We start from the raw sequence: 14014 nt of genomic DNA on the forward strand, positions 1-14014 counted from the left end.
AAGTGGAATGTGTCATTACAATATTAAGTAGTGAACCAGTGGTCATTTATTTATGGAAGGGGAACATCATGAATCCAAAGACGACAAGTAAAAAGAAAGAAAAGCTTGAAGTTTTTATAAAAAATAGTGATTTTTTTGAATTTGACAGACATCATGAAGGATATTATGCTCTCGACACAACGGGAAGATATGTGAGAGTAAATGAAACGTGTGAACAAGCAACAGGATTTAATAAGGAAGAACTGTACGAGCTTACATATAAGGATTTATTGGTTATGGATGATCTTGAGGCTGTTAAAGAGCGATTTCATAGAGTGCTAAGTGGTGAAATCCAACATTTTACTTGTTTGGTTCAGACTAAAAATAGGGAAAAACGCGAGATTGAAGTAACCAATACACCCATAATTGTGGATAGTGAAATCATAGGTGTATATGGAACAGCTAAGGATATGACAGAAGTAAATAACACAAAAAGAGACCTTGAAGAAAGTGAAGCCCTACATCGAAGCATTGTGGAGCATTCTCCAGATGGAGTCCTTATTGTTCAAAATGATCGAATTATCTTTGTGAATCAAACCGCCACGTCATTACTGGGAGCAAAAAATAAAGAAGAAATTATTGCACGACATATAAAGGAGTTTTTCTGTCATTCTAAAGAGGACCCTTTTCCATCGTATGCAAAGGAAGCGATACAAGGAGCATCCTCAGTCCTATATGAGAAAGAATTGGTAACGGTGAAAGGCACTAAAGTAGAGCTGGGAATGAAATATATTCCAACCATTTATAAAGGGGAGCATGCGTTATATATCATGTTAAGAGATTTGACGGAGAAAAAGTTAGCTCATGATATGATGGTTTACTCTGAGAAACTCTCTGTTGCAGGACAGCTTGCTGCAGGGATTGCTCATGAAATTCGCAATCCAATTACAGCGATCAAGGGCTTTCTGCAATTAATGGAGGATGATACTAATTATAGAAAGGATTATTTTCCAGTATTAACTGCTGAAATGAATCGGATTGAATTAATTTTAAGTGAATTATTAGCTTTAGCAAAGCCACAATTAAAGGACTATAAACCAATGAATGTGGCGAAAATTCTTCAGCATGTAATTGCTTTAACAAAGTCACAAGCGATTTTACATAATATAACGATTAAACCATTCATACATCTACATTCAGTGTCCATAGTTTGTGATGAGAATAAGATCAAACAGGTCTTTATTAATTTTATTAAGAATGCCATTGAAGCAATGTCAGATACTTCAGGGACAATTAGTGTATATGCCAAACAAAATGAAGATGGCTGCGTCCTTATTGAAATAGTAGATGAGGGGCCGGGGATTCCAAAAGAAATCGTAAAGAAAATAGGTACTCCCTTTTTTACTACGAAAGAAAATGGTACTGGATTAGGAATTATGGTTAGTCAAGAGATTATTAAGCAACACAATGGAGAACTAAAAATTGATAGCAATGATGCGGGAACTAAGATTTCTGTTAGGTTCCCAGTTCATATTTAGAGAGTCTTCTAAAATCGCTACTCAAATCAACATCTCCTTGTTGATTATCAATTTGTTGAGTCTATAGAGGTGCCTATACAGGTGAATATTTCCAACAGGAAAGGAGAAGAGGCAGGATGTTGCTCCTCTTCTCCTGTATTAAATCCAAGGGTATAGCTGGGAAGAGATAGTCTCTAATCAACACAAAACCCCTAAGTAAGGATTTTGAATATCATTGTAGAATGTTCTTCTTCTACCGTTCTTATAAAGAATGAATCTTTAACAATCACCAGGTGGTGTATCATGGAATTCAGGTGGCGCTGGACGAGGTACAGGCTTTGGCGCATGTGGCTGAGGGTATTGAACATACTCAAATACTCCTTTTCCATCCATACTTGGTCCGCTTGCCCATCTACCTTGAGCACTTTCTTCTCCCCTTGATAAGTTCATAAATTTATATGAGAATTGCTGTGCTTCTAGGTTCATAGGGAATGTAGAAGGAACCGTTTTCCCCTCTTTATCTTCTAATTCTGCAATTGCAGCAAGCCATTGATTTTGATGCATACGATCTCTGGCAATTAAGAAAGACAACATGTCTTTTACACCACGATCATCTGTTGCTTCATATAGTCGTACTGCTTGTAAACGACCTTGGGATTCAGAATTTAAATTAGCACGGAAATCGGCTAATAAATTTCCACTTGCAATGATATACCCACCATTCCAAGGGACACCTGCGCTATTAACAGGAAGTGCACCTAGACCTGATACAATTGCATGTTGAGGGTTCATTCCACCGAGTATCGCTTCAATAACGGGGTTTTTTGCAGCTTCCTCTTGTTCTTTAAGAGGTGCATTGTCTAACAAACGACCAATCATTGTTGCAAGCATTTCGACATGTGCAAGCTCTTCTGTCCCAATATCTAGAATCATATCCTTGTATTTACCAGGACATCTCGTTCCCCAACCTTGAAATAGATATTGCAGCGCTACTGAGATTTCTCCGAACTGTCCACCTAATATTTCTTGAAGTTTTTTTGCATAGACTGCATCTGGGCGATCGGGTTTCGCGTTGTATTGAAGTTCCTTGATGTGAAAAAACATGAAGAAACCCTCCTTTATAATTGTTTGAACACAAAGATATATATATTAAGAAAAAAAGAGGGTTATGCAGGAAAAAGAAATCTTAACAAAATTTTCTTTACTATTTTAAGTGGTTCAAGCATAACTATGTGGAGAAACGAATGAACGGGGAGGAGAAGGATGAAAACTTTTGAAGAAACCGCAGTCTTTGAGCATCAGTTCTGGTTACAAATACTAGGTGATCATGCTACGTTTATCTTAGATTCGTTAGCAAGTAGTGAGGAAGAAGCAATTAACGAGGTAAAACAGTATAAAAAAGTATTTACTATTTTATTGAAGAAATCAAAAGAATACGATTTTGATATATCTGCTTTAACAGAAGAAGCTGAGCAATATACAAGAGAATTTAGGAAATATAAGCTATCTATTATAAGACGACATCTCGAAGGGAAAATCACCATCCACTTACCGCCTTCGTTTATCAATCATATGGTTAATGAATTAGAGGAATATCTTCTTGTCCTCAGCTACATAAAAAGAGGGGAGAAACCTCCGATCTTTCATGAATTACATCATCATTTATTATGGCTAATGGATGCAGCAGGTCATGCAGGGGCTATATCAGATACTCTTGATCGGACGGAAAAACAGCTGAAGCTAAAAAGTGATGTGTTTGTAAGAGATTTTGAGGATTTTTACTTGAAAGCAGTTGAATTATCAGGGTATTTACGAGCAAATGTAGATTCCTTCCCAGCTCTAAGAAAGATGAATAAAGATGTTAAGATTGAAATTGAGTTGTTTCGAGGGTTTTTAGCAGAAGTAGAGGAAATGGAATTAACAAACGAGGTGTTAAGTACGTTTTCAGCTTTAATGGCTGATCACATGATGAGAGAGGAATGTTACTATTTAATGAAGGTAGCAGAATCCTCAAATACAAAACAACCATCGTGTGATCCTACGAGAACTAAATCCTCGTAATGAGAGTGTATGTCTTAGAGTAATGCTCTTTTCTAAAGCTTTGTTGCTATTCAAATGAATTTCATAAATTGAATTCCTAGAGCCTAAAGGCTTTCAAGTCGCAAAAAGAGAGTACCTTCTCAATATATCAAATAAGTAGGCACCACAATGATGGCTATATGAGGCTGGGACAGAAGTGCCTGGCACCTTATCGTAACGACTATATGTACGCACTGATTTAACTAGTGCACACAATAGATTGTATCGGAGGGTGCCTGGCTCTTTGTTTTGTCCCAGCCTCAGCTAATTATAGACAACAATCTTTTTGAAAATAGCTTATATTCATTAACATGACCTTAAAAAAGAGGCGGACCTAAAAGTCTAGATTTTAGACCTTGGGTTAGCCTTTTTTCATTCGGTTAAAGGTAAAAAACGAGACGTTCCATAGCATTCCACTATCAATTTTTAAAAAATATCTGCAATACTCTACGAAAGCAGCCATTTTTATTAATGAGTGACCTACCAAAAAATACGATGGAATGGGGACTTCTCCGTGTAGCATATAACTGGTACATGTAGAAAGCAGTAAATGGGAAGGAATACTCAGGCGAACCTTGAAGCACACATAGTACGTTAATGTGCAGTTCTATTTGCAGGACGTCATGCTAAGACTGCTTTGAGCTCACAAGCGACTTTAGAATAGAAGGCAATTAGCACCTTCTATCCTTATTTCCCTAATGCTTGTCGCCGGTAGCTTTCTCCCTGCGCTTTTTTTATAGGTTGGCAGGTTTTCTTCCTTTCGCTTTCATATACTGAAGCTGCGGAAATGCTACTCCAATGAGAATAATAATGACGCCAATGACTTGTATGAAGGATACATGTTCATTCAGGATTAAAGCGGAAGCAATTACTGCTGTAGGTAGCTCAGCAGCCCCAATGATCGTAGCAAGCCCCCCTCCAATTTTCGGTGTACCGATAGAAAATAATAAAACAGGTAAAAGGACCCCGAAAAAACCTAAAAGCGCTCCATACACCCATAACCCTTCACCTAAAGAACCATTAAACATAAAATCAGGAGAAAACAGTAGGAGGACAAACAGTAAGGCTCCTGTTGACATAAAGAAACTTCTCACAATAGAAGTTTGAGTAACGGCTACTCGACCACTAAACACAATGAAAAGGGCGAAAGAGACTGCAGATAGTAATCCATAAATGATACCTGATATCTCATACATAAAGAGCTTATTTGTTAAGCCTCCACTTGCTAAAATGGTACCTAAAAATAAGATAACAACGGAAATGAGCTTCTCTTTATCTGGCCATTTCCTCGAGATGATTATATCGAGAACAATGCCTATCCAAGTAAATTGAAAAAGAAGAACAATAGCAATCGAAGCTGGAATGGTTTCAAGAGATTTAGCATATAACAATCCAGTTAAACTAGTTGTCGTTCCCGCAATAGCAAGCATAACTCCTTCTTTTAAGGTAACTTTTTTCTTCAAGAAAATAAATGGAATTAAAATGAAGAAAAAGCCGAATAAATATTGACTACCAATCACTTCATCGATTTTAAATCCTTCTTGGTAAGCCAGTTTTACGAGCACAGATAGAAGTCCATAGCTGCATGCTCCGAGTAATACGTATAGTGAATATTTCAATGTTGACATACTGTGCTCCTTTTCTTAATATGGGAAAAATTTCAGCCCAATTGTTGAACAAATAATCATAGAAATAAATAATAGACGCTTCCAGTTTGAGGATTCTCCCATGAAGAAAATCCCAATTAAAGCACTTCCTACAGTGCCGATCCCTGTCCAGACGGCATAGGCTGTTCCCATTGAAATAGTATCCATTGCTAAGGACAAAAGTGAAAAGCTTAAAGCGAACCCAATGGTCATTATGATTAGATTGCCTATGCTTTTCTTTTTATTAAATCGTGAAATTGCACTTACTCCAAAAACCTCACATAAGCCTGCCGCTATTAAGTATACCCAGTCCATTTTATATACTCTCTTTCAAAGGGGATTGTTTAGTAGTAACCATCTTTAAGCCGATTACACCAGTAATAAGGATCGTACATAATCCTATTTTTATCCAGCTGAAAGGTGTATCAAAAAAAATGATTTCAACTATTACCGTGCCAGCAGCACCCAGACCAGTAAACACAGCATAGGCCGTACTAACAGGTAATAAGCTAGTTGCCTTAATGACGAAATAAAAGCTAAGCGTAATCGCAATAATGGTTGCGGACCAAGATAATAAACCATCAGCATATTTTAAACCAGACACCCAACAAACTTCAAGCAGCGCCGCTATATAAATGTATAACCACTTCTTATTCAATTGTTAATCCTCCTTACTTACAGTAATGCCACGCCAAAAAATCTTCCAGGTTGCTTCTAATCTTCTTTGAAATCTTTCATCGCCACTATATAAGAGTTCGATTAAGACTGAGTCCATAACCCCGGTAAAAGCAATGGCCACTTCGTTAGATGGAATAACAATCTCATCTATATCGTTTTCAAAGACGGAGAAAAATAACCTCTCTAATCGTTCTAAGTAGTCATATGTTTGCTTCATAATCTCTGAATACAAGTGTGGGGGTGGAGAAAAGGCAACAGTTAGCATAAATCTAGTTGAAGCCGTCTTCTCATAACGAGGACGGTACCCCAGTAAAAAAGAATATAATTGTTCCTTTAACTGGTTCTTCTCTATCTTCGTCACATACTGTGTCACATATTGTTCCTCCATAAAGATGGCTTCCTCTAAAATTGATAAATAGAGTTCATCCTTATTAGAGAAATGCGAGTATATGGATTGCTTTTTCATACCAACAGCTGCTGCAATTTGTGAAAGTGAGGTGCCATCATAGCCTCGAGATGAGAAGAGAAGTAATGCAGCCTCTTTAATCGATTCCATAGTCATGATTTCTAAAACCTCCCTGACTGACGTTCGTCAGTTCGTAGTATATTCATCCTTTATCAAAATAGTCAAGAATAATAGTAGGAATGAATAAAAATAGTTATTATTTCCTACATAATGCAAATGAGCATATTGCACATTGGATTCCTCACTTGGTATGCTAGTAGAGGCTTCGTAATACCTAATAAGAGGGGAAATAGAATGAAGAAGATATATGGTCAACTCACGATTTTTTTACTCGCTATTGCCTATTTCCATCCTACCTTAATCCATGCAGCTAATTTAAAGGATGAACGTATGGTTACAAGTGAATCGGCTGTCGTGATGGAAATGAATTCTGGTCAAATACTTTACGAAAAGAATAGTCAAGAAAGGCTTCCACCCGCAAGTATTACAAAGATAGCAACCGCTATTTATGCAATTGAAAAAGGCAACTTAGAAGATTATGTAACCACTAGTGAAAACGCTCGAAATGTTGATGGAACTAGGGTGTATTTAGAAATAGACGAAGAAGTACCTTTAGAAAAGTTAATCCAAGGGTTATTGATTAATTCTGGTAATGATGCTGGTGTAGCCATAGCTGAACATTTTAGTGGTTCAGTTGAAGCATTTGCTGAGGAATTAAATGACTTTCTTTTGGAAGAGGTTGGCGTAGAAAATACGCAATTTAAAAACCCACATGGTTTATATGACCCTATGCATGTAACAACAGCAGAGGATATGGCAAAAATAACACAATATGCTATGAAAAATGATACATTCAAAGAATTCTTTAACACAATTAATCTTAACTGGGACGGTGAAGGATGGGATACGACCCTTATTAATCATCATATCCTAGTAAGAGATCAATCCTACGAAGGAATCACTGGTGGAAAAAATGGCTTTGTCGATGAATCTGGATTCACTCTTGTGACAACAGCAACGCGTGGCTCTCTAAGTCTTGTTGCTGTTACGTTAAATACACCCTATGCAAATCTTGCATACCAAGATGCCATAACTCTTTTAGATTATGGGTTTACTCAATTTGAAAATGAGACAATTTTTGCTAATGAGCCATTCCAAAGTCAAAAGGAGAAAACCTTTATCACCACTACTGATATAGCATACACAAAAAGAGTAGGGGAAGAAGTACATCAACAGGTATCCGAGAATGGGAAATTAACAATAGTAGGAGAGGATGACCGATTACTTCAATCCATTCAACTAGAAGAAGTGAAAACAAAAGAAGAAGAGAAGCAACTTAAGGATCAGATCATATATGCAGAAGAAGATGATGATCATGAAGGAAATCTTTTACCATATTTCATTTTAGGTGCAATCATCTTTACAATTCTTATGGCATTGTTGTTTTTGATGCAAGTGAAAAAGACATAATAGGCTAGCTTTTTAAACAACTTTGCAAAATATAAACTATTCATATATAATTTACTAGTGGCTCTATGAATCTCTTTAAAGTGGATAAGAATAGACTTGCTGCTACTTTTACTTACTAGGCCTTGTAGAGGACTTATTATCTGAACCTAACAAAACGACTAAATAGATGTTTTACTGCTTGTAAAGATTCAACTGTAAAATCGTGTTAAAGAGGCAGGGCTATTGCCAATGTCTCTTTTTTACACATAAGTAGTTAAAAATGACAAATGAATACCCGAAGTAACACGCTAACATGTACTTCTCTGTTAAGTTATTGGAAAATTCTATAAATTGAAAGGAGGCAATCACATGTATAAAAACACGTGGAATTTAGACAGCCTATTTGAAAATGGAAGTCATTCTATATCATTTGCGAAATATCTAGATGAAATAGAAAAAAACATAGAACAAGTAAAAGAATTATTAAGTAACTGGCCTTCAAGTTTTTCCGAAGAACGTCATCCTCTTTTTATAACTACAATTGAAAGCACTTCAAAAATTGCTGTGAAAGTAGAGCAAGCACATTCATTTGTTGGCTGTTTACAAGCACAAGATACAACTGATTACCAGGCGAATCTTTTAAAGTCAAAAGTGACTACTTTGGATACGTCTTTTGCCAAGGTTGTCCTTAAGCTAGAGAACTTATTTTCCTTCATTGATGAAGATGAGTGGCAGAAGCTATTGAAAATGCCTGAACTATGTGAGTTGTCGTTTATCCTAAATGAAATGAGAGATTCCGCTAAAGAAAAATTGACTGTCGATAAAGAGCAGCTTATTCAAGAATTATCAGTCAATGGGTACGTTGGTTGGGAACAACTGTATGATTTATTAGTAGCTGCTGTACAAATACCTTATCATGATGGAAGCGAAGTGAGCATGCTTTCAGTCGGTCAAGCAGCTAATAAAATGTCTGATGCTAATCGTGTTGTTCGTCGTCATGTTTTTGAAAAGTGGGAGCAAGCTTGGGAGAAGCAAAAGGAAATGTTTGCAGAAACCCTTAATCGTATTGCAGGCTTCCGTTTATCCGTATATAAAGAACGAGGTTGGGAGAATCCTCTAAAAGAGCCACTTGCATTGAATCGAATGAAGCAGGAAACTCTTGATGTCATGTGGCAAGTGATAGCAGAAAATAAACAGCCTCTTGTGAAGTATTTAAATCAGAAGGCAAAGGTATTAGGGCTAAATAAGCTCAGCTGGTATGACCTAGAGGCACCGTTAGGGCAAGCGGATTCAGTGATGACATATGACGAAGGTGCTCAATTCATCATCAAGCATTTTGATCAATTTGGTCCTCGATTAACACAGTTTACGAAAGATGCTTTCGAGAATCAGTGGATTGAGGCAGAGGATCGTTCTAATAAAGCACCTGGTGGCTTCTGCACAGGCTTTCCTGAAAGTCAAGAGTCTAGAATTTTTATGACCTATTCTGGGACAGCTTCGAATGTTTCTACACTCGCTCATGAGCTGGGCCATGCATTTCATACCGATGTGATGAAGGATGTACATCCTTTAAATAGTGATTATGCAATGAATGTTGCAGAAACGGCATCGACGTTTGCAGAGATGATTGTTGGTGATGCAGCACTGAAACAAGCTGAAAATGAAACAGAACGACTGGCACTCTTAGATGATAAGTTACAAAGAAGCGTAGCAATGCTGATGAATATCCATGCAAGATATATTTTTGAAACGAGTTTCTATGAAGAAAGAAAACAAGGGTACGTATCAAGTGAAAAATTGTCACAGCTTATGGTTTCAGCTCAGAAAGAGGCTTATGGAGATTCTTTAGACGAATATCACGCTTCGTTTTGGGCATCAAAGTTACATTTCTATATTACAGATGTACCGTTCTATAATTTTCCATATACGTTTGGGTTTTTATTCTCCCTTGGTATTTATGCACATGCGATTTATGAAGGTTCATCATTCGAAGAGAAATATATCGCTTTATTAAAAGATACAGGTTCTATGACTGTAGAAGACTTAGCAAAAAAACATTTAGCTGTTGATTTAACTAAGCCAGATTTCTGGGAGAAAGCAGTTAAAATGGCAACAGAAGATGTAGAAGAGTTTATAAAACTTACAAAGGATAAAGGCTGATCTATAGAAGGTATAATTTCTTTCTAAAACTGTGACTTTTTAGTAAATATGTACCCTTTGTAAAATCCTTGAAAAAAAGGTTCGAAAAACCTAATAAAAGGGAAAAGAATATAAAATTTGAAAAAGAGGTGGTTAGCATGAAGCTAGCAACGAAGATTATTATTGGTCTCATTCTAGGTGCAATTACTGGATTAATTCTTAATTTTACATCACCTGATTTATTTGAGACTCTAAACACATTCATTTTTGCTCCACTTGGTCAAATATTTCTTAACTTAATTAAAATGCTTGTTGTACCAATTGTCTTTTTCTCTATTACTCTTGGAGTAGCAGGCTTGGGTGATCCTAAGAAGCTTGGACGAATGGGAATCAAAACAATTGCGTTTTTCCTAGTTACGACTGCAATCGCGATTGTTATTGGTTTAACATTATCTAGTGTAATTCAACCAGGTAATGCAGGAACATTTAATACAGAAGGTTTAGAATTTGAGGCAAATGAAGCTCCATCAACAGTGGACACATTATTAAATATCATTCCAGCTAATCCGATTCAATCATTTGCTGAAGGAAATATGCTGCAAATTATCGCATTCTCAATCTTTATTGGAATCGGAATTACTATGTTGGGGGAAAAAGCGAGTACCATTCGTAAATTTGTGGAACAAGGTAACGAATTAATGATGTATTTAGTTAATTTAATCATGAAATTTGCTCCATATGGTACATTTGGTTTAATTGCCACAGCTGTTGGTAGTCAAGGCTATGACGCTATTAAAGCAATGGGCTTATACATGTTTGTTGTTGTTTTAGCACTTGTCGTTCATGCTCTGATTACGTATGGTTCGGCTGTATATTTCATTGCGAAGTATAATCCGATTACATTCTTTAAAAAGTTCTCACCTGCTATGACAGTTGCATTCAGTACTTCTAGTAGTAATGCAACACTACCAATCTCTATGGAAACAGCGCAAAATAATTTAAAAATCCCTAAAGCAATTAGTGGGTTTGTACAGCCTTTAGGTGCAACAATTAATATGGACGGTACTGCAATTATGCAAGGTGTTGCGACGGTCTTCATCGCACAGGTGTATGGTGAGTCGTTAACCACAATGGAACTAGTTACTGTTGTCTTAACAGCCGTATTAGCAAGTATTGGTACAGCTGGAGTTCCTGGTGTAGGCTTAATCCTTTTAGCAATGGTCTTAAGCTCTGTAGGTTTACCGGTAGCTGGTATAGGCTTAATTATCGGGATAGACCGCTTATTAGATATGGCACGTACGGCAATTAATATCACTGGAGATGCTGCGTGTGCGTTAGTTGTTTCTGAAACAGAAAAGAAGCATATGGAACCGCAGAAATTATAGTTCTTAAAAATGTTGGTTGGTTACATGGAATAGACTGTAGACCGAAGGGGGTTAGGATGAGTATATCCTGACCCCTTTTTGACTTGCTAATAAACTGCGGGAGTTTAACGATGTCTCATTCTTCCGAATAGATAGTTCATTATTGAGTAGAATAAAAGACTATAGCTTCTTATCGAGGCTACGGGCAATAGAGGATACAAAATAGTGAGATTCGCTAAGAGAATTAATACTGTAAGCGGTTAAACGATTTATTTTAGCCTTAAATAAACAGTAATCAATAAAAAACAGCCTTTACTAGTAAAGATAGTGAGGAGTAATATCTATACATACTCATTTGTAAGAATACGTTTATCCAGTAAATAGAATAAACAAGTCAATATCGCTTAATCCTAATAATAGGAGCGGGGGAACCAATTATAGAGTGTAAGAACTCTGGGGGTGAATCAAACGAAACAACCGTTTGTAGGGCTACTTCTTAGTCCGAATCCGACAGCTAACCTCGTCAGCGTTAGAGGAGTTGATTATGTGCAAAGACACAGATACAATATACCTCTGTGTCTTTTTGGTGCGAAAAAACATAGAGTTCTAAGATGACCTGTACTAGTCTCATGGTAGATCCTTTAATTACTAGCATAGCGTATAGGAAGAAATACAAGAAAATTGGAAAGAAGGAAACGAAAGTGAAAAAGCAATTTGCCGTTTTTGGGCTAGGTCGATTTGGTGGAAGCTTAGTGAAGGAATTTTATGAACTAGGAATTGAAGTTTTAGCCATAGATAATAATGATGAAAAAATCCAACAGTATTCACCTTTTGCAACTCATGCAGTGAAAGCAAATGCCATTGACGAATCCATTTTGAAGCAATTAGGTGTACGTAATGTGGATCATGCTTTTGTTTCCTTTGGTGATGATATTGAGGCCAGTATCCTTACGTCTCTTATTTTAATTGAAATGGGTGTGCCCCAGGTTTGGGCAAAGGCACAGAATGATTATCATCATAAAGTGCTCGAAAAAATTGGCGTTCATAAGATTATTCATCCAGAACGAGATATGGCAAAACGTATTTCCCATCATATTATTTCAGAGAAGATGATCGATTATATTGAACTCTCAAAGGAGTACAGCTTAGTTGAACTAATTGCTACGAATAAATTAAATAATAAGAAGATCCAGGAATTAAACATTCCTAAAAAATATGGGTGTAATATAGTAGGAATTCAACGAGGGGAAGAGATTTGTGTATCTCCTACTGGAGACGAAACAATTGAGAAGGGTGATGTATTACTTCTAATTGGAAAAAATAAGGATCTGATAGATTTTGAAGAGTATGGTATGTAACGATGAGTATGAAAAGGTACGTAAATCTTAATCCCTCTCAATTATTGGTAGTGATTTTCGTCATTTCAATCTCTATAGGAACATTTCTCTTAAAGCTCCCATTTGCCACGTACGATTCGATTAAATGGGTGGATGCGTTATTTATTTCGACTTCAGCTATGACAGTGACTGGGCTCGCAACAGTTGATCCTGGAACGACCTTTACATTATTTGGTCAAATGATTATTGCTTTCCTTATCCAAGTTGGTGGTTTAGGGATCATGTCATTTGCGGTGCTTATCTTTCTTGTATTGGGTAAAAAGATAGGATTAAAAGAACGATTGTTAATCCAGCATGCTCTTAATCAAACCTCTGTTGGTGGTGTCATTAAGCTAGTAAAGTATCTATTTCTTTTCTCTATTACCATCGAGTTAATGGCCATGCTGTTTTTGTCTATACGCTGGGTGCCTCAGTTTGGTTGGTCAAAGGGTTTATTCTACAGCTTCTTTCATTCCATATCGGCATTTAATAATGCAGGGTTTGCATTATGGCCAGACAATCTCATGCAATTTGTAGGGGACCCGTTAGTAAATATCGTCATATCAGTCCTCTTTATCATTGGTGGAATAGGTTTTGTTGTCTTAGTAGACATCTGGCAAAAAAGAAGCTTTAAAAAATTATCTCTTCATACGAAGCTAATGATTGTAGGGACATTTATAATGAACCTCATTGCTATGGTATTTTTATTTTGTATAGAATATCATAACCCTTACACATTAGGGGGGTTGACTTTTGGAGAGAAACTGTGGGCCTCCTATTTTCAAGCTGTTTCTCCAAGAACAGCAGGATTTAACACGTTAGATATAAGTCAATTAGACGAAACAAGCCTTTTTTTCATAATGATATTGATGTTTATTGGGGCTGGAAGTGGATCAACAGGTGGGGGAATTAAACTTACGACTGCTCTAGTTATTACGCTCGCAACAATTTCTTTTTTGAGGGGGAAAAATGAAGTTGTAGTTGCAAAGAGAACAATCCCATCCTCCACGATAGGAAAGGCCTTGGCTATCACAATGACAAGTATTTTATTCGTCATATTAGGGATTCTGCTATTGAACATAACGGAGAATCAAACTCCGTTTCTTGATTTAATGTTCGAAGTAGTTTCAGCATTTGGTACTGCAGGGCTTTCAACAGGGGTAACAGCGGGGCTAACAGCAATAGGAAAACAAATGATTATTTTTACAATGTTTATAGGGAAGCTTGGTCCATTAACGTTAATGTTTTCCTTAGCAACAAAATCAAAAGACAAAATCCGCTATCCTCAGGAAGAAATTTTGACAGGGTAAGAATAAGCAGG

At 36.7% G+C, this 14014-nt stretch carries 12 protein-coding genes and 1 riboswitch; of the genes, 7 read left to right on the forward strand and 5 right to left on the reverse strand.

The genetic code is table 11. The features are described from left to right. Positions 1-68 precede the first annotated feature (68 nt). Positions 69-1517, forward strand: a complete 1449-nt coding sequence (locus A9C19_RS02785) for a PAS domain S-box protein (protein WP_072578544.1) — start codon at positions 69-71, stop codon at positions 1515-1517. 258 nt (positions 1518-1775) lie between these two features. Here A9C19_RS02785 and A9C19_RS02790 read toward each other — a convergent pair whose 3' ends face one another. Then, positions 1776-2600, reverse strand: a complete 825-nt coding sequence (locus tag A9C19_RS02790; RefSeq protein WP_072578545.1) for a manganese catalase — start codon at positions 2598-2600, stop codon at positions 1776-1778. 159 nt (positions 2601-2759) lie between these two features. On the opposite strand from A9C19_RS02790, the gene A9C19_RS02795 reads away from it, so the two are divergent. Then, complete coding sequence (locus A9C19_RS02795; protein WP_072578546.1) at positions 2760-3557, forward strand: DUF2935 domain-containing protein; 798 nt, start codon at positions 2760-2762, stop codon at positions 3555-3557. Positions 3558-4309: 752 nt separating this feature from the next. On the opposite strand, the gene A9C19_RS02800 is transcribed toward A9C19_RS02795, so the two are convergent. From A9C19_RS02800 to A9C19_RS02815, 4 genes are read right to left on the reverse strand one after another with little or no spacing between them, the layout of a single operon-like run. Next, positions 4310-5203 carry an EamA family transporter gene (locus A9C19_RS02800; RefSeq protein ID WP_072578547.1) on the reverse strand — a complete coding sequence of 298 codons (894 nt, stop codon included), beginning with the start codon at positions 5201-5203 and terminating at the stop codon, positions 4310-4312. 15 nt (positions 5204-5218) lie between these two features. Further along, a complete protein-coding gene (locus tag A9C19_RS02805) occupies positions 5219-5536 on the reverse strand; it encodes a DMT family transporter (RefSeq protein ID WP_072578548.1) in 318 nt (105 codons plus the stop codon). A gap of 1 nt (position 5537) precedes the next feature. Then, positions 5538-5879, reverse strand: coding sequence for a DMT family transporter (locus A9C19_RS02810; RefSeq protein ID WP_072578549.1), 342 nt, complete (start codon positions 5877-5879; stop codon positions 5538-5540). Between the two features lie 3 nt (positions 5880-5882). Next, the gene (locus A9C19_RS02815) at positions 5883-6461 is read right to left on the reverse strand and encodes a TetR/AcrR family transcriptional regulator (RefSeq protein WP_072578550.1); all 579 of its coding nucleotides are present in this window, start codon (positions 6459-6461) and stop codon (positions 5883-5885) included. Positions 6462-6659: 198 nt separating this feature from the next. On the opposite strand from A9C19_RS02815, the gene A9C19_RS02820 reads away from it, so the two are divergent. From A9C19_RS02820 to A9C19_RS02840, 5 genes are all read left to right on the forward strand, one after another. Then, positions 6660-7835: a D-alanyl-D-alanine carboxypeptidase family protein gene (locus A9C19_RS02820; protein ID WP_072578551.1), complete on the forward strand. Its 1176-nt coding sequence runs from the start codon at positions 6660-6662 to the stop codon at positions 7833-7835. Positions 7836-8183: 348 nt separating this feature from the next. After that, positions 8184-9974 carry a M3 family oligoendopeptidase gene (locus A9C19_RS02825; protein WP_072578552.1) on the forward strand — a complete coding sequence of 597 codons (1791 nt, stop codon included), beginning with the start codon at positions 8184-8186 and terminating at the stop codon, positions 9972-9974. 137 nt (positions 9975-10111) lie between these two features. Further along, positions 10112-11338: a dicarboxylate/amino acid:cation symporter gene (locus A9C19_RS02830; protein ID WP_072578553.1), complete on the forward strand. Its 1227-nt coding sequence runs from the start codon at positions 10112-10114 to the stop codon at positions 11336-11338. Positions 11339-11708: 370 nt separating this feature from the next. Further along, positions 11709-11862: riboswitch (cyclic di-AMP (ydaO/yuaA leader) on the forward strand. Between the two features lie 156 nt (positions 11863-12018). Continuing rightward, entirely contained in the window at positions 12019-12675 is a 657-nt protein-coding gene (locus A9C19_RS02835) for a potassium channel family protein (protein ID WP_072581713.1), read from the forward strand. Positions 12676-12677: 2 nt separating this feature from the next. After that, entirely contained in the window at positions 12678-14003 is a 1326-nt protein-coding gene (locus A9C19_RS02840) for a TrkH family potassium uptake protein (RefSeq protein WP_158515047.1), read from the forward strand. Positions 14004-14014 lie beyond the last annotated feature (11 nt).

The organism is Bacillus weihaiensis (assembly GCF_001889165.1).
Lineage (GTDB): Bacteria > Bacillota > Bacilli > Bacillales > Bacillaceae > Metabacillus > Metabacillus weihaiensis.